The 24,916-nt window shown below is 66.4% G+C and carries 27 protein-coding genes and 1 pseudogene; 17 read left to right on the top strand and 11 right to left on the bottom strand.

What is annotated here, in order from left to right; genetic code table 11:
* Positions 1-36: 36 nt before the first annotated feature.
* From LEL84_RS03630 to LEL84_RS03600, 7 genes are all read left to right on the top strand, one after another.
* Entirely contained in the window at positions 37-240 is a 204-nt protein-coding gene (locus tag LEL84_RS03630) for a zinc-ribbon domain-containing protein (RefSeq protein ID WP_078113866.1), read from the top strand.
* A 21-nt stretch (positions 241-261) separates the two neighbouring features.
* Positions 262-1,839 carry a protein adenylyltransferase SelO gene (locus LEL84_RS03625; protein ID WP_226513369.1) on the top strand — a complete coding sequence of 526 codons (1,578 nt, stop codon included), beginning with the start codon at positions 262-264 and terminating at the stop codon, positions 1,837-1,839.
* Between the two features lie 25 nt (positions 1,840-1,864).
* Positions 1,865-2,236: a TraR/DksA family transcriptional regulator gene (locus LEL84_RS03620; protein ID WP_226513368.1), complete on the top strand. Its 372-nt coding sequence runs from the start codon at positions 1,865-1,867 to the stop codon at positions 2,234-2,236.
* Between the two features lie 307 nt (positions 2,237-2,543).
* Positions 2,544-3,587 (top strand): NAD(P)-dependent alcohol dehydrogenase, encoded by a 1,044-nt coding sequence (locus tag LEL84_RS03615; RefSeq protein ID WP_226513367.1) that lies wholly within the window; start codon positions 2,544-2,546, stop codon positions 3,585-3,587.
* 79 nt (positions 3,588-3,666) lie between these two features.
* Positions 3,667-4,392: a lysophospholipid acyltransferase family protein gene (locus tag LEL84_RS03610; protein ID WP_226513366.1), complete on the top strand. Its 726-nt coding sequence runs from the start codon at positions 3,667-3,669 to the stop codon at positions 4,390-4,392.
* 67 nt (positions 4,393-4,459) lie between these two features.
* Positions 4,460-5,551 (top strand): YihY/virulence factor BrkB family protein, encoded by a 1,092-nt coding sequence (locus LEL84_RS03605; protein WP_068972509.1) that lies wholly within the window; start codon positions 4,460-4,462, stop codon positions 5,549-5,551.
* A 79-nt stretch (positions 5,552-5,630) separates the two neighbouring features.
* Positions 5,631-6,449, top strand: coding sequence for a DUF1206 domain-containing protein (locus LEL84_RS03600; RefSeq protein ID WP_226513365.1), 819 nt, complete (start codon positions 5,631-5,633; stop codon positions 6,447-6,449).
* Between the two features lie 30 nt (positions 6,450-6,479).
* Here the strand turns inward: LEL84_RS03600 and LEL84_RS03595 are convergent, their stop codons facing one another.
* The 4 genes and pseudogenes from LEL84_RS03595 to LEL84_RS03580 form a co-directional block, all read right to left on the bottom strand.
* Positions 6,480-7,964, bottom strand: coding sequence for an NAD(P)/FAD-dependent oxidoreductase (locus LEL84_RS03595; protein WP_319005258.1), 1,485 nt, complete (start codon positions 7,962-7,964; stop codon positions 6,480-6,482).
* Between the two features lie 84 nt (positions 7,965-8,048).
* The gene (locus LEL84_RS03590; protein WP_159370871.1) at positions 8,049-8,489 is read right to left on the bottom strand and encodes a DUF1622 domain-containing protein; all 441 of its coding nucleotides are present in this window, start codon (positions 8,487-8,489) and stop codon (positions 8,049-8,051) included.
* 45 nt (positions 8,490-8,534) lie between these two features.
* Positions 8,535-9,425 (bottom strand): annotated as a pseudogene (locus LEL84_RS03585) (thiamine pyrophosphate-binding protein).
* A 120-nt stretch (positions 9,426-9,545) separates the two neighbouring features.
* The gene (locus LEL84_RS03580; protein WP_137809413.1) at positions 9,546-10,340 is read right to left on the bottom strand and encodes a PfkB family carbohydrate kinase; all 795 of its coding nucleotides are present in this window, start codon (positions 10,338-10,340) and stop codon (positions 9,546-9,548) included.
* Between the two features lie 144 nt (positions 10,341-10,484).
* Between LEL84_RS03580 and LEL84_RS03575 the strand changes: the two genes are divergently transcribed.
* From LEL84_RS03575 to LEL84_RS03565, 3 genes are read left to right on the top strand one after another with little or no spacing between them, the layout of a single operon-like run.
* Positions 10,485-11,633: a zinc-dependent alcohol dehydrogenase gene (locus LEL84_RS03575; RefSeq protein WP_226514233.1), complete on the top strand. Its 1,149-nt coding sequence runs from the start codon at positions 10,485-10,487 to the stop codon at positions 11,631-11,633.
* 10 nt (positions 11,634-11,643) lie between these two features.
* Positions 11,644-12,225, top strand: a complete 582-nt coding sequence (locus LEL84_RS03570; protein ID WP_226513364.1) for a hypothetical protein — start codon at positions 11,644-11,646, stop codon at positions 12,223-12,225.
* 18 nt (positions 12,226-12,243) lie between these two features.
* Complete coding sequence (locus LEL84_RS03565) at positions 12,244-12,954, top strand: UdgX family uracil-DNA binding protein (RefSeq protein WP_226513363.1); 711 nt, start codon at positions 12,244-12,246, stop codon at positions 12,952-12,954.
* Positions 12,955-12,996: 42 nt separating this feature from the next.
* On the opposite strand, the gene LEL84_RS03560 is transcribed toward LEL84_RS03565, so the two are convergent.
* Entirely contained in the window at positions 12,997-13,548 is a 552-nt protein-coding gene (locus LEL84_RS03560) for a TetR/AcrR family transcriptional regulator (RefSeq protein ID WP_065630029.1), read from the bottom strand.
* A 155-nt stretch (positions 13,549-13,703) separates the two neighbouring features.
* On the opposite strand from LEL84_RS03560, the gene LEL84_RS03555 reads away from it, so the two are divergent.
* The 5 genes from LEL84_RS03555 to LEL84_RS03535 all read left to right on the top strand — a co-directional run bounded on the left by LEL84_RS03555 (position 13,704) and on the right by LEL84_RS03535 (position 18,621).
* Positions 13,704-14,891 (top strand): cytochrome P450, encoded by a 1,188-nt coding sequence (locus LEL84_RS03555; protein WP_226513362.1) that lies wholly within the window; start codon positions 13,704-13,706, stop codon positions 14,889-14,891.
* Positions 14,888-15,319, top strand: a complete 432-nt coding sequence (locus LEL84_RS03550) for a nuclear transport factor 2 family protein (RefSeq protein WP_226513361.1) — start codon at positions 14,888-14,890, stop codon at positions 15,317-15,319. The genes LEL84_RS03555 and LEL84_RS03550 overlap by 4 nt, the downstream gene beginning before the upstream one ends.
* Before the next feature lie 174 nt (positions 15,320-15,493).
* The gene (locus LEL84_RS03545) at positions 15,494-15,931 is read left to right on the top strand and encodes a nuclear transport factor 2 family protein (protein ID WP_226513360.1); all 438 of its coding nucleotides are present in this window, start codon (positions 15,494-15,496) and stop codon (positions 15,929-15,931) included.
* A gap of 206 nt (positions 15,932-16,137) precedes the next feature.
* Positions 16,138-17,472 (top strand): NAD(P)H-binding protein, encoded by a 1,335-nt coding sequence (locus tag LEL84_RS03540; RefSeq protein ID WP_226513359.1) that lies wholly within the window; start codon positions 16,138-16,140, stop codon positions 17,470-17,472.
* Between the two features lie 135 nt (positions 17,473-17,607).
* Positions 17,608-18,621, top strand: a complete 1,014-nt coding sequence (locus LEL84_RS03535) for a YihY/virulence factor BrkB family protein (protein WP_065630030.1) — start codon at positions 17,608-17,610, stop codon at positions 18,619-18,621.
* A gap of 39 nt (positions 18,622-18,660) precedes the next feature.
* Here the strand turns inward: LEL84_RS03535 and LEL84_RS03530 are convergent, their stop codons facing one another.
* From LEL84_RS03530 to LEL84_RS03520, 3 genes are all read right to left on the bottom strand, one after another.
* On the bottom strand, positions 18,661-18,981 hold the full coding sequence (locus tag LEL84_RS03530) for a DMT family transporter (RefSeq protein WP_137809426.1): 321 nt from the start codon (positions 18,979-18,981) through the stop codon (positions 18,661-18,663).
* 2 nt (positions 18,982-18,983) lie between these two features.
* On the bottom strand, positions 18,984-19,340 hold the full coding sequence (locus LEL84_RS03525) for a DMT family transporter (RefSeq protein WP_065629989.1): 357 nt from the start codon (positions 19,338-19,340) through the stop codon (positions 18,984-18,986).
* A gap of 121 nt (positions 19,341-19,461) precedes the next feature.
* Positions 19,462-19,926, bottom strand: a complete 465-nt coding sequence (locus LEL84_RS03520) for a DoxX family protein (RefSeq protein WP_137809427.1) — start codon at positions 19,924-19,926, stop codon at positions 19,462-19,464.
* 114 nt (positions 19,927-20,040) lie between these two features.
* Here LEL84_RS03520 and LEL84_RS03515 point away from each other — a divergent pair, with 114 nt between their 5' ends.
* On the top strand, positions 20,041-20,511 hold the full coding sequence (locus tag LEL84_RS03515) for a MarR family winged helix-turn-helix transcriptional regulator (protein ID WP_137809428.1): 471 nt from the start codon (positions 20,041-20,043) through the stop codon (positions 20,509-20,511).
* Positions 20,512-20,529: 18 nt separating this feature from the next.
* Here LEL84_RS03515 and LEL84_RS03510 read toward each other — a convergent pair whose 3' ends face one another.
* A complete protein-coding gene (locus LEL84_RS03510) occupies positions 20,530-21,381 on the bottom strand; it encodes a helix-turn-helix transcriptional regulator (protein WP_137809429.1) in 852 nt (283 codons plus the stop codon).
* A 101-nt stretch (positions 21,382-21,482) separates the two neighbouring features.
* On the opposite strand from LEL84_RS03510, the gene LEL84_RS03505 reads away from it, so the two are divergent.
* Positions 21,483-22,241 (top strand): SDR family oxidoreductase, encoded by a 759-nt coding sequence (locus LEL84_RS03505; protein WP_226513358.1) that lies wholly within the window; start codon positions 21,483-21,485, stop codon positions 22,239-22,241.
* Between the two features lie 181 nt (positions 22,242-22,422).
* Here LEL84_RS03505 and LEL84_RS03500 read toward each other — a convergent pair whose 3' ends face one another.
* Both LEL84_RS03500 and LEL84_RS03495 read right to left on the bottom strand, forming a co-directional pair.
* Positions 22,423-23,436 carry an NAD(P)H-dependent flavin oxidoreductase gene (locus tag LEL84_RS03500; RefSeq protein WP_065629994.1) on the bottom strand — a complete coding sequence of 338 codons (1,014 nt, stop codon included), beginning with the start codon at positions 23,434-23,436 and terminating at the stop codon, positions 22,423-22,425.
* Positions 23,437-24,903, bottom strand: coding sequence for a sugar porter family MFS transporter (locus LEL84_RS03495; RefSeq protein WP_226514232.1), 1,467 nt, complete (start codon positions 24,901-24,903; stop codon positions 23,437-23,439).
* Between the last annotated feature and the right edge of the window lie 13 nt (positions 24,904-24,916).

The raw sequence follows: 24,916 nt of genomic DNA, 5'->3' as shown, positions 1-24,916 counted from the left end.
CCGGCCGCCGCGAGCCGCGAACTCTACGATGGCGGCGTGTTCTTCCTGTTCGGATATGGCCGTAGGCAGAAGCCTCTCGGTGCGGGTCAGACCCGTACCTGTCCCCGCTGCCACAACACCACCCAGTGGGCGCGGATGCGTGAATACAGCCAGTTCAGCGTGTTCTTCATCCCGATCGCCCGGTGGAACCGGCGCAACTTCGAGGCCTGCGGCATCTGCGGCGCGGCGCTGGCGGCCTGATCGCCGTCCGGGGCGAGTGGGATGGACACTCCTCCCTCGCCCCTTCTGCGCAGCCGGTTTGCCGGTCCGGAAACTGGTTACCCTCGAGGGGTGTCCGTCTCTCCCGATACTCCCGCCCGCACGAGCGCCGCGATCACCGGCTTCGAGCGCACCTTCGTCGACGAGCTGACGCCTTTCACCGTGCCGTGGCAGGGTGCCGAGACGCCTGACCCCCGACTGCTCGTCGTCAACGAGTCACTCGCCGACGACCTGGGCCTCGACATCGCGGCACTGACATCCGACGACGGTGTCGCACTTCTGTCGGGTGCGGCCGCGCCCGCCGATGCCGTCCCTGTCGCCACCGCCTACTCCGGGCATCAATTCGGCGGGTACACACCGCTTCTCGGCGACGGCCGGGCGTTGCTGCTCGGGGAGCTGATCGACCGCGGCGGTCGACGAGTCGACCTACAGCTCAAGGGTTCCGGGCGTACTCCGTTCTCCCGAGGTGGCGACGGATTCGCGGTGGTCGGGCCGATGCTGCGCGAGTATGTGATCAGCGAGGCCATGCACGCCCTGGGGATCCCGACCACGCGTTCGCTGTCGGTCGTGGCCACGGGGCGAGACATTCAGCGCACCGGGGCCGAGCCCGGCGCGGTGTTGGCGCGGATCGCCGCCAGCCATCTCCGTGTCGGCACCTTCGAGTACGCAATCCGGAACACCGACCTGACGCAACAACTCGCCGACTACGCGATCAGCCGTCACTACCCGGAGCTCGCGAAAGCGTCGGAGGCCGGCGACGGTAACCGGTATCTCGCGTTCTTCGAAGCCGTACTCGAACGTCAGGCCGCCCTGGTGGCCCAGTGGATGCTGGTGGGGTTCGTGCACGGCGTGATGAACACCGACAACACGACGATCTCGGGTGAGACCATCGACTACGGGCCCTGCGCCTTCCTCGACGCCTTCGACCCGTCGGCGGTGTTCAGCTCGATCGATCACGCGGGCCGATACGCATACGGGAATCAGCCCGCCGTCCTGAAGTGGAATCTGGCGCGGTTCGCCGAAACCCTGCTCAGGCTCATGGCCCCGACACCCGATGACGCGATCGCTGCGGCGTCGGACGTGCTTGCCACGTACGAGGCGCGGTACGAACACCATTTCGCCACCGGCATGGCGTCGAAGATCGGTCTGACAGAAGTGTTTTCCGAACCCGAACTGGTCGCCGACCTGTTGACCCTGATGCGTAATCATCGTGCGGACTGGACAGGCACCTTCCGGGCGCTGGCCGACGAACTCCGCGGAGATCAGGTCCCGATCATCAGCCTCATGCCGCGCGAGCAGATCGGTCCTTGGCTGGAACGATGGCGCCGTGAACTCGCCCGTCTCGGTCGCGAGCCGGCTGCGGTTGCCGAGACGATGGATACCGTGAACCCGGTGTACATCCCGCGCAACCATCAGGTCGACGCCGCTTTGCGCGCCGCGACCGACGGCGATCTGGAACCGTTCACGCGGCTGATGGATCCCGTCACGCATCCGTTCGAACGCCGCACCGAATGGGCTCACTACGCGGCGCCGGCCCCGCAGGCGTTCAGCGACAGCTTCCAGACCTTCTGCGGCACCTGAGCGAGACGACGTCGGTGGGCCCACGGTGACCTCGAGCCAGGACGACGAGTCGCGGGATGCGCTGCTCGCAGAACGGGAACGAACCGCCGCGCTGATCGAATCGTTGTCGTCCCGGCTGGCCGCGGTGCTCGAGGCAACGAGCGACGCGGCGGCCGACGACGAGCACGACCCGGAGGGTTCGACTCTCGCGGTGGAACTCGGCCATCTGGTTGCGCAGCTGGAACGGTCGCGAGTCCGGCTCGACGAGATCGGTGCCGCCCTGGACCGGGTCGGCGCGGGTGCCTACGGCCGGTGCGAGGACTGTGGCGAACCCATCGGTGCCGAGCGCCTCGAAGTCCTGCCGGCCACCCGGCAGTGTGTGCGGTGCGCCGCTCGGAATCAGTCGCGACGATGGTGACCCGGAGTCGCAGCGTTGTCCGGTCCACCCGTACTCCAAAGTGCATCCGGTCCTCTTCCGCCTCCGGCCGTCGTCTCGGCTGATCGACTCTGCCACAGGATGTTTGACGCACCCGCCGACACGCCCGGCACGCCGCGACATCGAACTCCGTGGTCCGTCCCGGCTTCTGATCGGCATTGTCCACCTGTGCCGCGGTTCAGCAGGAATTCGCGTCTGGTTTCCCGCCGACGTATGCGCGTATCGCCATACGCGGGTAGACCGGAAGGCGGGAGAGCACGCAAACGACTCGAACCGAGAGGTGTCCGGCATGAAAGCCATCCAGATCGTCAAGCCAGGAAGTCCGCCCGAGCTCCGCGAGGTCGACAAGCCGACACCCGGCCCCGGCCAGGTGTTGTTGAAGGTGACTGCCGCCGGTGCGTGCCACTCCGACGATTTCGTGCTCAACATGCCCGCCGAGGGTTTTCCCTATCCGTTACCCATGACGCTCGGGCACGAGGGAGCCGGTGTGGTCGCCGAGATCGGCAGCGGTGTGACGTCGCTGACCGAGGGAACCGCGGTGGCGGTCTACGGCCCCTGGGGTTGCGGGACCTGTCACTTCTGCTCGCGTGGGTTCGAGAACTACTGCAGTCGTGCGGCCGAACTCGGCATCACTCCCCCCGGGCTCGGCAACGAAGGTGCGATGGCCGACTACATGATCGTCGACGACGCCCGGCACCTCGTTCCGCTCGGCGACCTCGACCCGATCGCAGCGGTACCGCTCACCGACGCGGGGCTCACGCCGTATCACGCGATCAAACCGTCGCTGCCGAAGCTCGTCGGCGGCACCACGGCCGTCGTCATCGGTGCGGGCGGATTGGGGCACATCGGGATTCAGCTGTTACGGCATCTGACCCCGGCGCGCATCATCGCCCTCGACCTCAGCGAGGACAAGCTTGCGTTCGCACGCGAGGTGGGCGCCCACGAGACCGTTCTCAGCGATGCCGACGCCGTGGCGAATGTCCGGAAGATCACCGGAAACGACGGCGCCACCGCGGTATTCGACTTCGTCGGCTTGCAGCCGACCATCGACACCGCGATGGGAATCGTCGGCACATTGGGCGACGTCGTGATCGTCGGCATCGGCGACGGTGTCGCCGCGGCGAAGGTCGGCTTCTTCGCCCAGCCCTACGAGGTGTCGGTCCGGGCGCCGTACTGGGGTGCGCGGCACGAACTGATCGAGGTCCTCGACCTCGCGCGCGACGGTGTCCTGGAGGTCGCCGTCGAGAAGTTCTCCCTCGACGACGGGCTCGAGGCCTACCGTCGGTTGGCCTCGAACGAACTGCGTGGCCGGGCGGTCGTCGTCCCCGATTGACCTCGGAGCTGTACCCGGGCTGTCATGTGTAGTCCCGTTGCGGCACCGCGGCGCCGCAACCTACGGTACCGTAACTTAGGTGAAGGTCGAGCTGTCCGAGGCACAGGCGGTATACGAGCACTACCTGACCCATCAGCAGGACCGCGCCCGGGCGCGAATGATGTACGCGGTGCTCGCCGCCCGAATCCGGCCGGTCGTGCGCTTTCGTTCGCGGGAGGCGATCGTCCGCGCCGTGCGCAGCGGGGCTCCGCTGCTCATTGCGGCGAATCATGTCTCCGAGCGCGACCCGTTGGTCCTCGCAGCTGCAGGCTTCCGGTCACCGCTGCGGCGCCGGATAGGCAGCCTGCGTGTCCTCGCGAAAGACGAACTGTTCCAGGATCCGGAACAGCGAAAGAAGATCGACACTCTGGGCGGGATCCCGGTGTTTCGCAGCAAGGACCACGGAGTGCGAGCTGCGGCCGACGCCGGGCGTCAGATGATCGCCGTCTGCGTCGAACGAATGGCACGCGGGGACAGCATCGCGGTGTTTCCGGAGGGAACCTGCAACGAGGGCGACCCGACGGAGGTTCAGCGGCTCGGCACCGGGATCGGCCACATCGCCCATCGAGCCCTGCGAGACGGTGTCGGACTGTGGTTGGTCTCCGCCGGGATCGCCTACCCGGCCGGTGGTGGCCGCCCCGTTGTCGCTCTGGGCGAACCGGTGGACCTCGGCGCCCGTCGAGACGACACACCCGCCGCCGTGACCCGGTGGATCCAGCGAGATCTGCAGGGGGCGGTCGACGACGCCTGCGGCCAAGAGCGCTGACCCCAGGTGACGGGTGCGCCGACGTCGGCCGGGTTTGGCTTGCGCGTTCGCCGGTTAAGCGTAGGGGATGAAACGAGATGACGCCGCTGAACGAGCTGACAAGGAACCCGCCTCAGCTGAACCGGACGTTCGCGACGACCCCGGATCCGCCGACCCCGATGACCCGCGCAAGCCGGACTCCCCCACGGACCTGACCAAGCCGTCGCTCCTTTTCGTGCTGAAGAAGACCGCGCGGGAGTTCTCGCGCGATCAGTGCACCGATCTGGCAGCGGCGCTCACCTACTACTCCGTGCTCTCACTGTTCCCGGCGCTCCTCGCGCTGGTCTCGCTGCTCGGTGTGTTCGGTCAGGGCGAGAAGACGACCGACGCCGTCCTGCAGATGGTCGACGACCTCGGACCGTCGTCGGCCGTGGACACGTTGCGGGGCCCCGTCGAACAACTCGTGGCCGCCCCCAGCGCCGGTTTCGCCCTCGTACTCGGTCTGCTCGGCGCGCTCTGGTCCGCGTCGGGTTACGTGGGGGCGTTCGGACGCGCGATGAACCGGATGTACGAGATCGACGAAGGCCGTCCCCTCTGGAAGCTGCGGCCGATCATGCTGCTCGTCACGCTTGTAGCACTCGTCCTTGCCGCCGCAGTGGCACTCATGCTGGCGGTCAGCGGACCGATCGCGAAATCGATCGGAGACGCCATCGGTTTCGGCGAGACCGCGCTCACCGTGTGGAACATCGTCCGTTGGCCCATCCTCCTCCTGTTCGTGATCTTGATCGTCGCCATCCTGTACTGGGCCACCCCGAACGTGCAGCAGCCGAAGTTCCGGTGGATCAGCGCCGGAGCGGTGCTGGCCATCGTCACCTGGATCGTCGCGTCGGCGGCATTTGCGCTGTACGTCTCGAACTTCGGCAGCTACAACAAGACCTACGGCGCACTCGCGGGTGTCATCGTCTTCTTGCTGTGGCTGTGGCTGACGAACCTCGCGCTGCTGTTCGGGGCCGAGTTCGACTCCGAACTCGAACGTGGCCGACAGCTACAGGCGGGGATGCCGGCCGAAGAGCACCTGCAACTGCCGCCTCGGGACACCACGGCGTCGGACAAGAACGACGAGAAGGACCAGAAGTACATCGAACAGGCTCGGGCCCTTCGTAACTCGCAGGGGAAGTGAGCGACCGGCCGGCCCCCCGTAACGTCAGTGGAACCGGCCGGGCACCAGTTCGGTCGATCGGCGGAAGGAACGTGGCGCGATGAGCCGCAATCAAGTGACCGGCGCGGTCGACCGCGCCACCGACAGCCCGTGGTTCGAACGCTTGGCGCGTGCCGGCCACGCGGTCAGCGGCCTGCTCCATCTGCTGATCGCCTACATCATCCTGCGCCTCGCCTTCGGTGGGGGCGGGAACGCCGACCAGTCGGGTGCGTTGGGGATCTTCGCCGATTCGTCCGGCGGTCGCGTCGTCCTCTGGGTGGCCGCGGTCGCGTTCGCAGCACTCGCGCTATGGCGACTCGCCGAGGCGATCGTCGGACCCCACGCCACCGAACCGGACGAGGACAGTGATGGCGCCGAGCAGTGGTTCGATCGCGGAAAAGCGTTGTCGCTCGCCGTGGTCTACGTCGGGTTCGCCTGGTCGGCAATACGTTTCGCGACGGGCCAGGGCAAGTCGAGTGGTCAGGAGAACGCCGGACTGACCGCGCGACTCCTGCAGTCCGGTGGCGGCAAGTTCGTCCTCGTCGCGGCCGGCCTGATCATCATCGGTGTTGGCGTCTACCACGTCTACAAGGGAGCCAGCCGGTCGTTCCTCGACGATCTCAAGATCTCCGACGACAAGGCGGCGACAATCGCGGGCGTGATCGGTTACTGCGGCAAGGGTGTCGTTCTGGCCGGCACCGGCATCCTGGTCATCGTGGCTGTCGCGACTGCCGATCCGTCGAAGGCCACGGGGATCGACGGCGCGGTCAAGACACTCGCCGGCCTCCCCGCCGGGCAGGTGCTGATGATCCTGGCCGCGGTGGGTATCGCGGCCTACGGCGTCTACTGCTACTGGCTGGTGCGGTTCGCGCGGATGTGACTCAGCCCGCCGTCCGGCGAGTCGTCACCGCTACCCGACCGTCGACCGCACCCGCTCCCCCGCCCGCGCGAATCGGACGTTGTCGTCGGCGACGTCACCACGGAACAACTTGCGGTCGGCGTAGTAGCTCATCGACATCACCCAGGGCTCCTCAGCTCCCTGCTTGGGCAGGGTGTCGAGGGCTCGTTGGACGTAGCCGGCCCCGAAGTCGAGCAGTGGCCGAGTCGGCATATCGGGGTCCGCGACCGCCCACACACTGTCGTATCCGTGAGAATCCAGGTGCGCCAGAAGTTTGCAGAAGTATTCGCACAACAGTCCGATCTTGAGGGTCCACGACGCATTGGTGTAACCGATCGCCAGCGCGAAGTTCGGGACACCGGACAGCATCATCCCGCGGTAGACGACGGTGTCGGGAAGGGACACCGGTTCACCGTCGACGCTCAGCTCGATGCCGCCGATGATCTTGATGTTGAGCCCGGTGGCGGTGACGACGATGTCGGCCTCGAGTTCCTCCCCGCCCACTGTCCGGATGCCGTTCTCGGTGAAGGTGTCGACCCGGTCGGTGACGATCGAGGCCTTCCCGGAGCGGATGACACGGAACAGGTCGGCGTCGGGCACCACACACAGCCGCTGGTCCCACGGGTTGTACGGGGGATTGAAATGCGTGTCCACCGGATAGTCCTCGGGCAGCTGAGATTCGTTGATCTTGCGGATCAGCCGACGAGCGACCGATGGGAATCGCTGGCACAGTTCGAAGAGCAACCGCTGCTGCGCGACGTTCTTGTGTCGGGTCAATGCGTATCCGCGTTCGGTGCCGAACACTTTCTTGAGGGTGTTGGCGATGGCGTCCTCGCGGGGCAGCGGGAGGATGTAGGTCGGTGTGCGCTGGAGCATGGTCACGTGCGCGGCCTGTTCCGCCATCGCGGGAAGCAGTGTGACCGCCGTTGCGCCGCTGCCGATGACCACGACCCGCTTGCCCGTGTAATCGAGGTCCTCGGGCCAGTGCTGCGGATGCACGATCTCGCCACGGAAGGTCTTGGTGCCGACGAACTCCGGCGCGAACCCCGCGTCGTAGTCGTAGTAGCCCGAGCCACAGAAGATCCATCGCGCACTGATCTGGCTTCGCGTTCCGGTGTCGGTGTGTTCGACGTCGACCGTCCACCGCGCGGTGTCCGACGACCACACGGCCGCCACCACACGATGCCCATACCGGACCAGCGGAGCGAGATCGTTCTCGTCGATCGTCTCGTGGAGGTAATCGAGGATTCGCGGGGCGTCGGCGATCGCCTGTCGATCGGTCCAGGGCTTGAAGTCGTACCCGAAGGTGTGCAGGTCCGAGTCGGACCGAATCCCCGGGTAGCGGAACAGGTCCCACGTACCGCCGGCGGTATTCCGGGCCTCGAGAATCGCGATCGACTTGCCAGGGTGTTCGGTTCGCACCCAGCGGGCCGCACCGATGCCGGAGATCCCGGCACCGACGATGAGGACATCGACTTCGTCTGGGATCGTTGTCACCCGGCACTCCTTCGGTCGGTCTGTCGGTGATCGGCATCCAGGATGACTCGCCGGTCGTTGTCGGCGCCAGACCGGGTGGCGACACTACCCGTCGACGCGTCGCGCGGTGCTTTCGGTTGTCGGTCGCGCAGCTGCTGCGTCGTTCGCGACCGCTGCACCGAGCAGTTGTCCACCGCTGGTCAGCAACGCTCGACGCCACGGCGCCACGCCCTCGATCTCGATCTGGATGGACATCGACAACACGGTACGGATGAGCACGATGAGCCCGAGGATGAGCGCATCCTCGATCGACGGTTTGGACGTGATGGTGCGGATGAGATCCGCCGCGACCAGGACTTCCAGCCCCAGGAGAATGGCTGCTCCGAGTGTGTTGCGCAGTACCGAGAAGGCAGTGTTGCCACCCTCTCCCCGACGGAGCGAACGTGCGCCCAGCACGCACGCGATGATCGCTCCCACGATCATCGCGAAGGCTCCGACTGCCTCGAACCCGACCGCTACCGCTGTGAAGAGTTCCTCACCGCTCATGCGGTGGAGAGTACGGGACCGGGGCGCAGCCGGTGTCCCGTGTAGTCAGTCGTTGTCGGACTGCCGTCCGGGTAGGAACTGGCGGATTCCCTGTCTGGCTGCGTTCTTGGCGACGGCCCATGCATCGTCGTCACCCTTGACCAGCGCCTCGCCGAGGGCGAGGACCTGCTCGCGGGTCGCGTGCGGCGGGACGGGAGGCACCGTCGGGTCGCAACGCACGTCGAGCAACGCCGGTCGATCGGCGGCCAGGGCGGTGTCCCATGCGGTACCGAGACCATCCGGGTCGTCGACGTTGATCCCGACGAGTCCGATACCCCGCGCGAAGGCCGCGTAGTCGACGTCGGGGAGTTCCTGTGAGGCAGCGAATTTCGGCGATCCTGACATCGCGCGCTGTTCCCACGTCGGCAACCGTGATGAGCTCGGGCGCGCATCCTCGAGCGCCCTGGCCGACCAGCGTCGCGACCCGCTCCCCGGAGTTGAGAATCTCGGCGGCACGCGAGACCGCGTCTGGGTCCGGCGCGGGAGTCGCCGACGTGACCCCGAGGCTGGACGGGACCTGCTTGAAGGCCTGCTGTGGTGGCTCGTGTCGATTTCCTGCTGATACGCACCACCCATCGCGGATCGCTCGGTCTGCCCGACCAGCGCGACGACGGGTACGTGGTCGAGTTTGGCGTCGTAGAGCCCGTTGAGGAGGTGGATACCGCCGGGACCACTGGTCGCGGCACATATACCGACCTCACCGGAGAATTTCGCGTACCCGACGGCTTGGAACGCGCTCATCTCCTCGTGGCGCGACTGGACGAACTGCGGATCGTTCTCCGCGCGAACCCAGGCAGACAGCAGGCCGTTGATGCCGTCGCCGGGGTAGCCGAAAACCTGGTGGACCCCCCACTCCCGAAGGCGTTGCAGCACGATGTCCGCGACGGTCTCGGACATGGGTTCTCCTCGGGACGACGTCCCGGACGGTGACGGTGACCGCCGGGCTGTCGCTCGACTACCCGGGGAGAAGCCCGCTGACACCCGACGGGCTGGGCCGACCGAGCACTCGCCCGTGGGTCACCTCGATCCGTGCCACACGGCGTCGAACGGTGCGTTCGAGGCGAGACGGCCGACGATGCCGTCGTGGGTGAACTGCTTGGCGGTCCGGATGGCGTCGAGGACCCCTGCGCCCTTGGTGAGTTCGGCGGTGGTGGCGGCCGCGAACACGCAGCCGGCTCCGGAGACCCGCTCGTCGCCCACCTTCGGGGCACGCAGGACGGTGACCTCGGAGCCGTCGAAGACGACGTCGATCGCCTCCTCGCCGGGGAGTCCGACCCCGCCCTTCACGACGACGACCTTCGGCCCGAGATCATGGATTCGCCGCGCCGCCTCGGCGAGGTCGTCTGTGCACGTCAGTTCGTCCATGCCGGCCAAGGTCGCGGCCTCGAACAGATTGGGGGTCACCACGGTGGCGAGTGGCAAGATCTCGGAGCGGAGGGCGTTGTCGGTGTCGAGTGCGGCGCCGGGTTCCTGACCCTTGCAGATCAGCACCGGATCGACGACGACGTCGCGCCACTGTCGGGAGCCGAGCGCCTGCGCGACGGTGGAGATGGTGGCCGGGGTGCCCAGCATGCCGATCTTCACGACCTCGGGTTCGTGCGCGGCGGTGGCCACCTCGATCTGATCGGCGATCACCCCGGAGTCGATCGGTACGAACCGATGGGACCACTCGTTGTTCGGGTCGAAGGACACGATGCAGGTGATGGTCCCGACACCGTAGGTACCCAGCTGCGCGAAGGTGCGCAGGTCGGCCTGGATGCCCGCTCCCCCGCTGGCCTCCGAACCGGCGATCACATAAGACACCACTGACATCGACGATCTCCTCCCGCGGCCTGTCCTGGATTCGGGTTCCTTTTCTACACCCCCGCGCGTGACACCAGTCTGCGCCCATTGCGCCGTCGCCGCGGTTGGTACGGCACCCGTGGGGGTATCCGAGCGCGCATGAGTCCAGACACCATGCGCGCAATGGTCTACCGCGGCCCCTACAAAGTCCGCGTGGAGTCCAAGCCCGTCCCCGCCATCGAACATCCCAACGACGCCATCGTGCGGGTGACGCACGCCGCCATCTGTGGGTCGGATCTGCACCTGTACCACGGCATGATGCCCGACACCCGGCCCGGCATGACCTTCGGACACGAGTTCATCGGCGTGGTCGAGGCAGTCGGGGGCTCGGTCCAGAACCTGCGCGTCGGCGACCGCGTGATGGTGCCCTTCAACGTCTACTGCGGAACGTGCTACTTCTGCGCGCGCGGCCTCTATTCCAACTGCCACAACGTCAATCCGAACGCCACCGCCGTCGGCGGGATCTACGGCTATTCGCACACCTGCGGTGGATACGACGGCGGCCAGGCCGAATTCGTGCGGGTCCCGTTCGCCGACGTCGGCCCCGCTGTCATTCCCGACTGGATGGACCCCGAGGACGCACTCCTACTGACCGACGCCCTCGCGACCGGCTACTTCGGAGCCCAGCTCGCCGACATCCGTCAGGGCGAGACCGTCATCGTGTTCGGTGCCGGACCGGTCGGTCTGTACGCCGCGCGGTCGGCCTGGTTCAGGGGTGCCGGACGGGTCATCGTCATCGACCATCTGCAGTATCGCCTGGACAAGGCGGCTCAGTTCGCTCACGCCGAGACCTACAACTTCGCCGAATACGACGACATCATCGTCCATCTCAAGAACATCACCGACAACATCGGTGCGGATCGGGTGATCGACGCCGTCGGCGCCGAGGCCGACGGCAACTTTCTCCAACACGTGACCGCGGCCAAGTTCAAATTGCAGGGCGGCTCGCCGATAGCCCTGAACTGGGCCATCGATTCGGTTCGCAAGGGTGGGACCGTCTCGGTCGTCGGCGCGTACGGACCGATGTTCAGCGCGGTCAAATTCGGCGACGCGATGAACAAGGGACTCACCCTCAACATGAACCAATGCCCGGTCAAACGGCAGTGGCCGAGACTGTTCGAACATGTGCGTGACGGGTACTTCAAGCCGAACGACATTGTGACGCACCGTATACCGCTCGAACACATCGCCGAGGGCTATCACATCTTCTCGGCGAAACTCGATGACTGCATCAAGCCCATCGTCGTCGCCGACGCCGCCTGAGGAGGACGCCATGCCCGCTTATCCCGCTGACCGACCCAACGATCCCGACACTTCCGCTCTCGTCGACCGCATACCGGGCTGGGGAGTCGATCTGGACACCGCGAACCGCCCATCGGTGCCCCGTGAACTACCCGTCGAGCCGGCGCCCGGTGTCCACTGGACCGTCCCGGACGACCAGCCCGAACGCTGGCCGCGCGAACGATCGAATGAACACGCTTTTCTCCCACCGGTTTTCGGCACGTCTACCCCGCCACGCGGGCTCTCCGGAGCGATTCGGAAGTTCGCTTATCGCTACAGCGAGGGCCGCGCGGCACACTGGCTGATCCTTCTCTACGCCGACCGAGTGGCGTCGGTCGAGGCGCACCTTACATCCTTCGCGAGCGCGCGCCCCGACAACCCGATCACCGAAACCGGGATCGCGTCCGAGTTCAGTCACAACGGGTGGTCGTCCCGTCGTGGCAGCGCCCGAGTCGACACCAACCACACCTGGATCGATCCGCTGATCGTGGGCGGTCCGTGGGTGATCACCGGGGCCCTTGCGGCCGTTGCGGCACGGCGTCTGTTGCGGTTGACTCGACGATCTCGTCGATGACACCGGCTGTGGGACATCGTGACTCCCAGAGCTGACGCGTCGCATGCGGGGGCCGCGCAGTTCGTTCCCGACTCGCACGATCTCACCGTTCTCACGTTGGCGGCGCGGTCCTGTCGCGGCTGTGACCTGTACCGCGATGCCGACCAGACGGTCTTCGGGGCGGGCTCGCCCGGTTCGACGATCATGTTCATCGGTGAACAGCCCGGTGACCAGGAGGATCGTGCGGGCGAACCATTTGTCGGTCCGGCCGGCCGCTTGTTCGACCGCGCACTCGACGCCGCCGACATCGACCGCGAGACCACCTACGTCACCAATGCGGTCAAGCATTTCAAGTTCACCCGGGCAGCGGGCCAGAAGAGGCGGATCCACGAGAAGCCGAATCGCGGCGAGGTCATCGCGTGCCGGCCGTGGTTGCTGGCCGAACTCGATGCGATCTCGCCGCGCATCGTCGTGTGTCTGGGCGCCACGGCCGCACAGGCCCTGCTGGGCACCGGCTTCCGGCTCACCCGGCACCGTGGCGAGCGCTTCGATCTCGGCGCCGACGGAGACCTCGGCGCCGACGGAGACCTCGGCCCCGACCATTCCGAGTCCGTGGTGGCGACCGTTCACCCGTCGTCGATTCTCCGCGGACCCACTGATCAGCGCGAGCGGGCCTTCGACGCCTTCGTCGCCGACCTCCGCGTCGTCCAGGATCTGGCGAGCGAAGCCGGCTCGGAGGCGTCTCACTAGTACCGGCTCGGTGGAGTGGCACCAGCGCCTCCGGGGCGCGCATCAACGGTCGCTCCGCATGACGCCACCCACCAGCGCGTCGACCGCTGCTGACTCCTGCTCGGGTGGCATCGGCCATGTCGCCAGGGCCATGAAGCCACGAATGATCCACTGAGCTTGTGCGATGTCACGCTCGGCGAGTCCCAACAGCGTGATCGCGGCTTCGGTTATGGCCGGGGATGCCAACGCTTCCGGGGCAGTGCTGAAGAACCGTTGTGATGCCAGGAGCTGCTGGATCACTCTGTCACGGCGCACCTCTTGCAGGGCCACAGTGATGGCAGCTACCGAGCGCTCCGCGCCTTGCAAGCGCGCCGTACGCGCGGCGACGGTGGTGGTGATCCGTATCGAGGACGCGGCAAGCACTGCGTCGATGATCGCCTTCTTGCCGCCAACATGTCGGTAGACGGTCGCGCGTGAACAGTGCGCACCGCGGGCCAGCTCGTTGATGTCGAAGTTGTCGACACCGTTACGGCGGATCAGTACCGCCGCTGCGGCAATGAGACGGTCTCGAGCCCGGTCGGATCGGTGCTCGTCCAGCAGCCAGTCGTGCGCCATATTCTCATCCTGAGACATTTGGCGGATATGTCGCAACCGATCGATGCAGTTGCCGACAGTGCGATGAGAAGTACACGCGCCGATCTCGACGCGCTGCCGTATCGATCTTCTGAGAAGCGTTGCGCTGCCGGTTTCGCGGCGTGCACCCTTGTGCCGTGCTTGATCTCGATGATCCGTATCCCACACTCGCCAGACTGACCCGGGCAGAACCGGTCAGCCGCATCGCGGACTCATCCTTCTATTTGGTGACGAGCTGGGACGCGATCGCAGAGGCGGTGGCGCGGACCGACGACTTCTCCTCGAATCTCACCGCGACCATGGTGTGGAAAGACGACGGAACCGTCGAGCGACACCCGATCGCCGAGCTCGGATCCCCGCTCCACGTGCTGGCCACGGCCGACGACCCCGACCACAAACGCCACCGCGCGATGGTCATGCCCTCGCTGGTGGCCAAACGGGTTCGCGATCTGGAACCGTTCATCGACCGCACCGTCCAGCAACTGTGGGACGACGGTGTGGTCGACGGGCAGATCGACTGGGTGAGCCGGGTCGCCCAGCGTCTGCCGATGGCCGTCGTCGCGGAGTTGCTCGGGTTTCCCGTCGTCGACATCGACGACCTCGTTCGGTGGTCGTTCGCAGCGACCATCCTGCTCGACGGGGTGGTCACGACCGCCCAACTCGAGACAGCGAGCGAGGCTGTCGGTGAACTGAGCGAGTACCTGTCGAGCTCGTTCGACAGCTCGCTGAGTCAACCGCGAGAGAACGTGATGGGCGACCTGGCACGACTGGTCGAGGTCGGCACTCTGGACCGCGACACCGCCGTCATGATCAGTCTCCAACTGGTGGCGGCCGGCGCGGAATCGACAGTGAGCCTGCTGGGTAGCGCGGTCTACCTACTCGGCCGCAACCCGCACATCGTCGACAGGCTACGCGGGGACCGTGAGCTCATCCCGCGGTTCATCGAAGAGGCCCTGCGCTTGGAATCGCCATTTCGCGGCCACTATCGGCACGTCGTCGCGGACACCGAGCTTCATGACGTCGACCTGCCCGCGGGGTCACACCTCTACCTGATGTGGGGAGCGGCCAACCGCGACCCGGACACCTTTGATGATCCCGACGAGGTCGACCTGGACAGCTCCGCGCGGCGTACACACATGGCTTTCGGAAAGGGCCTTCACCTGTGCGTGGGAGCGGCGCTGGCACGGCTCGAAGGCCGGGTGGCCATCGAGTGTCTTCTCGACAGAACGCCACGCGGCTTCACCGTCGACACTGCAAATCCCGCGTGGGAGCACAGTCTTCTCGTGCGACGTCTGCGGAGCTTGCCGATGCGGATCGTCGCGTGACGTTCTCGGCAGAAGCGGCGATCACACATCTGGTCCAGCGCTATGCACGACTACTCGATGCCGGCGAGCTGACGGCCGTCGCTGAACTGTTCGACCGTGCGGACATACTCGTTTCGGGCACGCAGATAGGCACCGGAAGCGACTTCGTCGAGCAACTGTTACGAGACACGGTGATCATCCACGCGGACGGTACGCCCGGCACGCGTCACATCGTGACGCCCCGGTCGTTCGACTTCGAAGGCGACGGTCGCGTGACCGTGCACTCTGACTACACGGTTCTACAACCTGTCCTCCGGCCGGGAGAAGTGGTCATGGTCGGCCGTCATCACGACACGCTTGTTCTCGATGCCGGAGGATGGCACTTCGACAGCCGCGATTACGGTGACATCACCTACGTGGGTGACACTTCGGCGCATTTGCGATCGTGACGCCATACCGGCGCAGTGATCCAGGCTCACGGCGAAGAGCCGGCGAGTCGCTACGGCCCCCGCGAAAGTCCGACGTGCGTCCGGGTCGGTGTCTATAGTCGGCGAGGCGGTGCTCGGCCGTGCGAAACACCGCGTCGCGGCGTGGTGGACCGCAGATCGACGGACTGGAGAACGATGGACCTGCAGGAGATCAGCGACCGGTTCGGCATCGCGGACACGTTGTACCGGTACTCACGTGCGGTCGACACCAAGAACTGGGAACTCTGGCGCTCGGTGTTCACCCCGGAGGCGGTGGTCGACTACTCGTCGACGCCCTACGGTCAGGCGGGCACCCGGGACGAGATCGCCGCGTGGCTGGAGGAGAGTTTCGCGTTCGTGTCGGTGAGTCAGCACTTCATCACCAACATCGAGTACACATTCGACGAAGACCGGGCCGACGTGCGCGCCATGTTCTACAACCCGATGCGTTTCGTCGGCATGCCCGAACTCAGCACCTGCGGCGGCAACTACCACCATTCGATGGTCCGGACCGCGGATGGCTGGAAGAGCGAGGGCCTCCTGGAGGAGTGCCTGTGGTTCGAGAATTCGCCGGCGGACGCGAACGACAGCTGACGGGCAGACCTGAACTCGACCGCCAGGCTTCGATCAAGGTCTGGCGGTCGAATTCAGGTCTGGTGGTCTGAGTTCGGTGTCGGCCGGACGTGCCGTTATCGAATCGTGGCCACGGAGAACGATCCGGCACCGACCGCGCCGAGACGACGGCGCCGAGCGGCTTCGCTCCATAGCCTGGGAGGCACACCCGAGAGCGGAGGAGTCAGGTGGACGAGTCGCGAACCTGTCTGGTCACCGGAGCGACCGGTTACGTCGGCGGCCGATTGGCGCCCCGGTTATTGGCACGCGGGCACCGTGTGCGCGCACTGGCGCGGACACCGGAGAAGCTCGCCGACGCACCGTGGTTGTCTGATCCGACGGCCGAGGTGGTCCGGGGTGATCTGTCGGATCGCGATTCGCTGGTCAAGGCCTTCGCGGGTGTGGACGTCGTCTACCACCTGGTCCACTCGATGAGCACTGACGCGGACTTCGCGGCCGAAGAGCGGCGTGCCGCGGAGAATGTGGTGGCCGCGGCTCAGCAGAACGGCGTGTCGCGCATCGTCTACCTCGGCGGGCTCCATCCGTCGGGCACCGACCTGTCGGAACATCTGGCCTCACGCGCCGAAGTCGGCGACATCCTCATCGACTCACCCATCGAAACCATCGCGTTGCAGGCCGGGACGCTGATCGGCTCGGGGTCGGCGTCGTTCGAACTCATCCGGCACCTCACCGAGCGACTGCCCGCGATGACCACGCCGCGGTGGGTGCACAACAAGATCCAACCGATCGCGGTCGACGACGCCCTGCACTACCTCGTGGAAGCCGCCACCGCCGCCGTCCCGTCGTCGAGGACCTGGGACATCGGCGGTCCCGACGTCCTCGAATACGGCGACATGATGCAGGTGTATGCCGAGGTCGCGGGTCTTCGACCTCGAATCATGGTGGTACTGCCGTATCTCACGCCTGCGCTGGCGAGCCGCTGGGTAAGGTTCGTCACGCCGATCCGCGGCAAGATCGCTCGACCGCTGATCGAGTCCCTCGAATGCGACGCCGTCTGTCGCGACCGGGCCGTCGACGCGATCATCGATCGTCCGAAAGGGGGGTTGACCTCCTACTCGGAGGCGGTTGCCCACACGCTCGAACGCTCGGCGCGCGGCGATGGCCGTGCCTCGTGGGCCAACGCGTCCGTAGACGTGTCGCCGGCCGAACCTCTTCCCACCGATCCACGGTGGGCCGGTGAGGAGATGTTCGAATCGGAGACCCGGGTCAGTGAGCGCGCGAGTAGTGCGACGGTCTGGGAGCGGCTCGAGCGGGATGCGCGGCACCGCGGTGAGATCGTGCTCGCGCAACGACCGGATCGACTTCGTATTCGTCTGCGCGACAACCGATTCGGCAGATCGTATCGCGACTACCGCCTCCAGGCCGCGGACGACGCGGACGGGTCGGTGACGGTCACGACCACCGAACGCTACTTCCCGCGCGGGCTGGCGGGGCTGGCCTATTGGCGTCTGGGAACACCCTTCCGCGCCCTCGGCATCCCGGGTTTCGATCCGTTCCGGTGAACCCCCGATCCGATGACGTGTCCCGAATCGACTCGTGCTCGGGTTAAATTCGGCACCACCGTGGTAACTCCCGGTGAACGACTCGTTCAACGGAACGGGGAACAGGCACGGGCCGGCGAGGAGAAGGATGATCGGGTGTCGTTGACCGAGAGGGTCGACCGTTTTCAGCGGCGTCATCCGGCGACCGGCTTCCCGCTTGCCGTCATCTACAAGTTCGTCGACGATCAGGGCGCCTACCTGGCCGCGCTCTGTGCCTATTACGCGTTCATCTCGTTGTTTCCGCTGTTACTGCTGTTCGCGACCGTGCTGGGGATCGTCCTGGCCGACAACCCCGACCTCCAAGACCGCATCTTGGACTCGGCGATGAGCCAGATCCCGGTGATCGGTGGGCAGTTGGGCGAACCCGAGAAGCTCAGCGGCGGGGCCACCGCCATCATCATCGGGGTTGTCGTGTCGCTGTACGGAGGCCTCGGAGTGGCCGTCGCCGCCCAGAACGCGATGAACACGATCTGGGCAGTGCCGCGCAACGAGCGTCCCGACCCGATCTTCGCCCGTTTGCGTGGCCTCCTGTTGTTGTCCACGATCGGTGTTGCGGTCATCGGCCTGACCGTCGTCAACGGCGTCTCGGCTGCCTTCGAACTCGGCATCGTCGGACGCTGGCTGGCGATCCTCGGATCGGTGGCGTTGAGCACGCTGGTGTTCACCGTGGCTTTTCGGATCGGCACGGCGCGCGACGTGTCGATCCGGGACGTACTGCCGGGCGCCTTCGGGGCGGCGGTCTGCTGGCAGGTCATCCAGACCTTCGGCGCGGTCTATGTGCAGCACGTCATCGGTAACGCCAGCTCCACCAACGGCGTCTTCGCGATCGTGTTGGGCCTGCTCGCCTTCCTCTACGTGTCGTCGATCGTGATCGTCATCTGTCTCGAGACCAACGCGGTTCGCGTCGACCGGCTCTATCCACGTTCGCTGCTCACCCCGTTCACCGACAACGTCAGTCTGACGAAGGGCGACGAGGCGGCGTACTCGGCGCAGGTTCTCGCGCAGCGCAACAAGGGTTTTCAGGAGATCGACGTCTCCTTCGACAACCCGCGTGACGTCGAGTCCGGCGCTGAGGTGGACCAGCGCTCCCCCGGTCCAGAACGCGGCTGACAGTCGGCGCTCGCGGCGCGACATCAGCGACGCCGGAACTCAGTGCAGCGCGCCCAATTCGACGAGCAGCACACCGACGATGATCACCCCGATGCCGGCGACCATGCGTCGGTTGAGGCGTTCGCGGAACAGGAAGTGTGCGGCGACGGCCGTGGCTGCGACCCCGGCCGCCGCCCAGATGCCGTACGCCACACCGAGGGGCACGCCGTGCCGCAGCCCGAGGGTCAACGCGACGAACGCCGTCAGATACCCGAGGACGACGACTCCGTAGAAGGTCGGTCGACCGGTCGCGGCGGCACGCAGCGCGAGGGTCCCGGTGACCTCGGCGACGATGGCGGCGACGATGAAGACATATCCCACGGTCAGACCCCCGAAGCGGCGGAGTCGGCGCCCTCGTCGACGGGTGGCCGGTGGCCGGTCTCGACGAGGAGAACCCCGATCATGATGCACACGATGCCGATTCCCATCAGGAATCCGAAGGGCTCGTCGAATATCCAGGTCGCCAGTACCGCGGTGAGTGCGACGCCCGACGCCGACCAGATGCCGTAGGCCACGCCGATGCCCATGCCGCGCTTCAGGACTGCGGCCAGGAGTATGAACGCGAACGTGTAACCGACGGCGACCACCGCGTACAGCATCGGTTCGGTCTGTGAACCCTTGAGTGACAACGTCGCCGCGACCTCCGAGGCGATCGCCGCGATCAGCATCAGCCAGGTCATATCTCTCATTCCACTCGACGCCCTACTGGGACTGTAGGCGAGGACCGCGGACAGCGAACGCCCCGGTCCGCAGGGTGGGCGGACCGGGGCGCATGAACCGGGCGCCGGTAGCGGAGCGGGGTCAGCGCGAGGTGCCGACCAGGTCGCGCGACCGGGTGTCGTCGGCGGCGAGCCAGCGGACCTTCGACCCCAGCACGGCGTCCACGCTGAAACGTCCGGCGCCGATCACGGCCAGCAGCAGTGCGCCGGCACCGAGGGCGAGCACGAACTCGTAACCACCGTCGGAGACCCAGATGCCGTTGTCGACGTGTGCGATGAACAGCGCGCAGATCATGTCCAGCGTGAACAGGGCGGCGACGATCGGGGTCAGCAGCCCGACGATCAGGGCGATGCCACCGAGGATTTCGAGCCACGTGACGACGAACGCCGAGAAGGACGCGGCCGGAACACCCATCATGTCGAACCCGGTCTGCGGTCCCGTCCAGCCGTTCTGCTGGAACTTCTGCAGGCCGTGGGCCAGGAAGATGACGCCGAGAGCGACGCGTCCGATGAGGATGCCCGCACTGCGGACGATGGGGTTGGTCATGACTGAGCCGCCTCACTAGATGGTTGTGACTTGAAGTATCAAGTGAAGGCTAGGTGTTGACACTTGATGCGTCAACCTGATCACGGACGTGTTCACTTCGTATACACTGCGCAGATGTCCACTGCCCCAGAGCCGAACTGGCTCGACGACGAGGAAATGGACGCCTGGATCCAGGTGGCAACCGCGCTCGCCCGTCTCCCCCACGCCCTCGACGCCCAGCTTCTCCGTGACGCCCAGATCACCCACTTCGAGTACGAGGTGATGGCAGCGCTGTCCGAGGCCCCTGACCGCACCCTGCGGATGAGCCAGCTCGCCGAACTTTCCTACGGATCGCTGTCCCGGCTCTCGCATGTGGTCGGCAGACTCGAGAAGCGGGGATGGGTTCGGCGCCATCCGTGCCCCGAGAACGGTCGATTCACGAATGCCGTTCTCACCGAGTCGGGTTGGGAGAAAGTGGTGGCCACCGCTCCCGGGTATGTGACCAACGTGCGTGAGCTCGTCATCGACCGCCTCACGCGTGCGCAGCTTCGCCAGGTGGCCGCGATCGGAAGGCGGATCAACACTCGTGAGACCGGGTCGACGTAATCCCCCGGCGCCAGACGGTCAACGTGGATCGAGTCCGAGTTGCTGTGTGCCGAGCACGTTGAGCAATTCGATCTTTCCCGCTGCGTCCGTTCGCGGCGCTGCGGTCAGCACGAGCAACACCTGGGTTTCGTCCTCGGTGAAGAGCGCCTGACAGTCGACCTCGATCGCGCCGACCTCGGGATGGATCAGGATCTTGTGGTCCTCGAAGCGTCGGCTGACGATGTGGGTGTCCCAGAGCGCGTCGAATTCGCTGCTGCGGCGTCGAAGCTCTGTGACCATTGCTCCGGCACGGGAATCGGCGCCCATGACGCCGTAAGCGGCACGGAGCGAGGCGACCTGCGCACGGCTCTGCCGCTCGTGATCGTCAGCCGGGTAGCGGCCGCGTTCCTCGTCGGGGTACACGAACCACCGGTAGATGGCACTGCGGTCCATTCCGACGAGATGGTCGGTGTCGCCGAACAGCGCTCGCGCGCAATGATTCTGCACCAAGGTCTCCCCCAGTGCCGAGAGGATGAGGGCGGGGGTGTCGGTGAGCCGGTCGAGTACTCGCAGGAGTCCGGGCGCGATGTGGTCCGAGGCCGCCATCCGGTCCGGCGCGCTGTGTCCGGCGACCCGGAACAGGTAGTCCCGCTCATCGGCCGTGAGGCGGAGTGCGCGAGCGAGCGCCGCCAACATCTGGGTGCTCGGTTGTGGGCCGCGTCGTTGTTCGAGTCGGGTGTAGTAGTCGGTCGACATCGTGGCGAGCTGCGCCACCTCTTCGCGTCGAAGACCCGTCGTGCGTCGCCGGGCGCCCCCCGGCAGACCGACATCCGATGGTTGCAGACTGTTGCGTCGGCTCACGAGGAACCCGGCCAGCGCATCACGATCCATCAGGCCAGTATCACGGCGTCGGTACCGCGTTGCCAGGGATCGGCGATCCCCGGATGGTTGCGCTCTGGATGACTCGCCCGCCGGATCCGAGACTCGATGACATGAACCTCACCGGAAACACCATCTTCATCCCCGGAGCGACCAGCGGGATCGGCTTGGCGCTGGCGACCCGCCTGCACGACAAGGGCAACACCGTCATCGTCGGCGGGCGGCGCACCGAACTCCTCGACCGTATCCGTTCGGAACACCCCGGGTTGCACACCGTCGCGATCGATGTCGCCGACCCGGCCAGTGTCGAGTCCGCCGCACGGAAGATCATCGCCGAACACCCGAACCTCGACGTGCTCGTCGCGATGGCCGGCATCATGCGGGTGGAGGATTGGTCGTCCCCGGAAGGCTTCCTCGATGCTGCGGAGGCAATGGTCACCACCAATCTCCTCGGTCCGATCCGTCTGATCGGCGCGTTCATCGACCACCTGCGGTCTCGACCGTCCGCCACGATCATGACCGTGTCCTCGGGTCTGGCATTCGCCCCGCTCCGGGTGGCGCCGACCTACAACGCCACGAAAGCGGCGATCCACATGCTGAGCGAATCGTTGCGCCTACAGTTCGCCGATACCGCAGTCGACGTCGTCGAACTCGTGCCGCCGGCGGTTCGCACCGACCTGCTGCCGGGACAACGGGACAGCGACTTCGCCATGCCCCTCGACGAATTCGTCGATGAGGTCGTCCATCTCATCGGCACACAGCCCGCCGCCACCGAACTGCTCGTCGAGCGGGTGAAGTTCCTGCGGTGGGGTGAGGCGCGCGGCGACTACGTCGACGTCGTGGCGACGCTGAACGAGCAGGACCCGCACTGAGGTGGGAGGAGCGCGACCCCTTCGCTCCCTGATTCGAAAGAAGCCCACCACCCCTGCTCCCTGAGGTGCGAGGAGCGATAGCGACGAGCCTCGAAGGGTCCTGGCGAGATGCGTGGCAGACCCTTCGTGACGCGCCCTCCGCAAGCTCCGGGCGCTCCTCAGGGAACAGAGATCTCCTCGATCACCCGAGCCGGGCGATGGTATCGACGGCCGACTCCTCGACGGCGTCGCGGTATCCGCTCCCGGCCCAGAGGTTGATCCCGTCGGGGTCGTTGCTGGCGGCGCGTCGGATGCCACCGGTCAACGTGTTGACGGCCGGGTACTCGGCCACCGCGGCGTCGGAGAACCTGTCGGTGAACAGGTTTCGCAGGGCGCGTGCCGGTCGGCCGCTGAACGCCCAGGTGACCACGGTGTCGGTTCGGTCCGGATCGGCGAGAGCCGCCCCGTGCGCGGGTTTGGTGCCGGCCTCGGTGGTCCGCAACAAAACCGTACCCACCTGCACCGCAACGGGTCCCGCGGATCGGACCTCGTCGGCCCGGGCCGACGTGGAGATCCCACCCGCCGCCACGATCGGCAGCGGCACCCGGTCGGCGACCGCGCGGATCAAGTCGTCGAGCGGCTCTGTGGGAGGAGTGGTCCGGCGGTCGAAGACCGATCGATGGCCACCGGCGTCGGGACCCTGCACGCACAGCCAGTCAGCACCGGCTCGACCGGCGATCTCGGCGTCCGTGGCCGTGGTGACCGTGACCCCGACACTGCACCCGTGCCGGTGCAATTCGGCGACGACCTCGGGTGCGGGACACCCGAACGCGAAAGACACGAGCGGGATCCGCTCGTCGCACACCAGCCGGATCTTGTCGTCGAAGTGGTCATCGTCCTCGCCCAGGTCCTCGACCTCGGGAAGCGTCACGCCCAGACTTCGCGCATACGGGACGAGTTCGGCGCGGTAGCGGGCGAGGTCGTCGCGGTTCACCGGCTCCGCCTCGGGAACGAAGATGTTGACACCGAAGACCTCGGTACCGGCCGTCCGCACGGCCGCGATGTCGGCGCGCACCTTGTCGGGAGTCTGGTACCCGGCGGCGAGCTGGCCGACACCGCCGGCCGATGCCGCGGCCACCACCAGTTCCGGGGTGCTCGGACCACCGGCCATGGGGGCGGCGACGACGCGGCTGGAGAGCTCACGCAGATCGAACATTCAGGCTTTGTCCTTCGCCGCACGGACCGCAGTGAACTGCGACAGTCGCGCCTCTGCCACCGAATCCATCTGCTCGAGCTCCATCCCCTTGGTCTCCTCGACCTTCCGGAGGACGTAGAAGAACGAGGCCGCGGCGCAGAAGGCGAAGAAGCCGTAGATGATTCCGAGTCCGACGGCTTCGGTCATCGGCGGGAACAGCATCGAGATGGTGAAGTTCGCGACCCAGTTCACGGCCGTGCAGACGCCCAGGGCGACACCGCGGATGCGGTTGGGGAACATCTCCCCCAGCATCACCCACATCACCGGGCCCCACGTCGCGGCGAAGGCGACCACGAACAGGTTGGCGCCGATCAGTGCGACCACACCCCACGGGTCGGGCAGCGTGATGTTCTCGCCCTCGCCGATCTGCTGGGTGAACGCGATACACGCCATGAGCAGGCCGATGAACATGCCCACCGAACCGCCGAGCAGCAGTTTCCGCCGCCCGATGCGGTCGACGAACAGGATCGCCACGAAGGTCATGACGACGTTGATGACGGCGGTGATCACCGATGTCTTGAACGAGTCGGCCTCGGAGAAGCCGACGGACTGCCACAGCGTCGTCGAGTAGTAGAAGATCGCGTTGATACCGACGAACTGCTGGAAGATGGCCAACCAGATGCCGACCCAGACGAGCGGGTGCAGCCCGAATGACGGTCCGGCGATGTCCCTGATCGACGACTTCGCCTCGCGCTTGACCGTCAGCTTGATCTCTTTGACCCGCTCGAGGGGGTTCTCCTCGCCCGTCACCTCCTGCAGGATCCGGGCCGCCTCGGCATCACGGTTGCGGCCCACCAGGTATCGCGGCGACTCCGGGATCAGCAGCGCCAGCACACCGTAGACGACGGCGGGCACGACACCGACGAGGAACATCCACCGCCACGCCTCGAGGCCCCACCAGAAGTCGTTCGACGCGCTGCCGGCGCTGTCGGCGAGCAGGGCGTCGGAGAGCAGTGCCGCGAAGATGCCGAGCGTGATCGCGAGCTGCTGCATCGAGGCGAGTGCTCCCCGGTAGCGGGCCGGCGCGATCTCAGAGATGTAGGCCGGTGCGATGACGGAGGCGATGCCGATGCCGATGCCGCCCAGCACGCGCCACAGCAGCAGGTCGGGAATCGTCTGGGTGAAGCCGGTTCCGATCGCGGAGATGATGAAAAGCGCCGAGCCGAGCAGCATCACGCGCTTGCGTCCCCAGACGTCGGCCAGCCGGCCGGCGAACCACGCGCCAAGCGCACAGCCGAGCAGTGCGATCGCGACGGCGAAGCCGGTCATGAGCTTGCCCAGCCCGAAATCCGCTTCGATCGAATCGACCGCGCCGTTGACGACCGAACTGTCGAAGCCGAACAGGAACCCGCCGACCGCGGCGGCGACCGTGACCCCGATGACCTTGGCTGTGTGCTGTTCGGCGACTTCGCGCTGCGCGTCGGTCATGGCGTAGGCCTGA

Source organism: Gordonia sp. WA4-43 (assembly GCF_020520305.1).
In the GTDB taxonomy this organism is placed as follows: domain Bacteria; phylum Actinomycetota; class Actinomycetes; order Mycobacteriales; family Mycobacteriaceae; genus Gordonia; species Gordonia hongkongensis.
Note: the sequence above shows the minus strand (reverse complement) of the source record. Positions and strands in the feature narration are given on the sequence as shown.

Excerpts from the sequence above, each read along its gene's own strand:
- LEL84_RS03505 (WP_226513358.1), top strand. The coding sequence starts at position 21,483 with ATGAACCTCACCGGAAACACCATCTTCATCCCCGGAGCGACCAGCGGG.
- LEL84_RS03545 (WP_226513360.1), top strand. The coding sequence starts at position 15,494 with ATGGACCTGCAGGAGATCAGCGACCGGTTCGGCATCGCGGACACGTTG.
- LEL84_RS03510 (WP_137809429.1), bottom strand. The coding sequence starts at position 21,381 with ATGGATCGTGATGCGCTGGCCGGGTTCCTCGTGAGCCGACGCAACAGT.
- LEL84_RS03605 (WP_068972509.1), top strand. The coding sequence starts at position 4,460 with ATGAAACGAGATGACGCCGCTGAACGAGCTGACAAGGAACCCGCCTCA.
- LEL84_RS03590 (WP_159370871.1), bottom strand. The coding sequence starts at position 8,489 with ATGAGCGGTGAGGAACTCTTCACAGCGGTAGCGGTCGGGTTCGAGGCA.
- LEL84_RS03580 (WP_137809413.1), bottom strand. The coding sequence starts at position 10,340 with ATGTCAGTGGTGTCTTATGTGATCGCCGGTTCGGAGGCCAGCGGGGGA.
- LEL84_RS03575 (WP_226514233.1), top strand. The coding sequence starts at position 10,485 with ATGCGCGCAATGGTCTACCGCGGCCCCTACAAAGTCCGCGTGGAGTCC.
- LEL84_RS03615 (WP_226513367.1), top strand. The coding sequence starts at position 2,544 with ATGAAAGCCATCCAGATCGTCAAGCCAGGAAGTCCGCCCGAGCTCCGC.
- LEL84_RS03625 (WP_226513369.1), top strand. The coding sequence starts at position 262 with ATGGACACTCCTCCCTCGCCCCTTCTGCGCAGCCGGTTTGCCGGTCCG.
- LEL84_RS03495 (WP_226514232.1), bottom strand. The coding sequence starts at position 24,903 with ATGACCGACGCGCAGCGCGAAGTCGCCGAACAGCACACAGCCAAGGTC.
- LEL84_RS03500 (WP_065629994.1), bottom strand. The coding sequence starts at position 23,436 with ATGTTCGATCTGCGTGAGCTCTCCAGCCGCGTCGTCGCCGCCCCCATG.
- LEL84_RS03560 (WP_065630029.1), bottom strand. The coding sequence starts at position 13,548 with ATGGCGCACGACTGGCTGCTGGACGAGCACCGATCCGACCGGGCTCGA.
- LEL84_RS03525 (WP_065629989.1), bottom strand. The coding sequence starts at position 19,340 with ATGACCTGGCTGATGCTGATCGCGGCGATCGCCTCGGAGGTCGCGGCG.
- LEL84_RS03515 (WP_137809428.1), top strand. The coding sequence starts at position 20,041 with ATGTCCACTGCCCCAGAGCCGAACTGGCTCGACGACGAGGAAATGGAC.
- LEL84_RS03570 (WP_226513364.1), top strand. The coding sequence starts at position 11,644 with ATGCCCGCTTATCCCGCTGACCGACCCAACGATCCCGACACTTCCGCT.
- LEL84_RS03520 (WP_137809427.1), bottom strand. The coding sequence starts at position 19,926 with ATGACCAACCCCATCGTCCGCAGTGCGGGCATCCTCATCGGACGCGTC.
- LEL84_RS03600 (WP_226513365.1), top strand. The coding sequence starts at position 5,631 with ATGAGCCGCAATCAAGTGACCGGCGCGGTCGACCGCGCCACCGACAGC.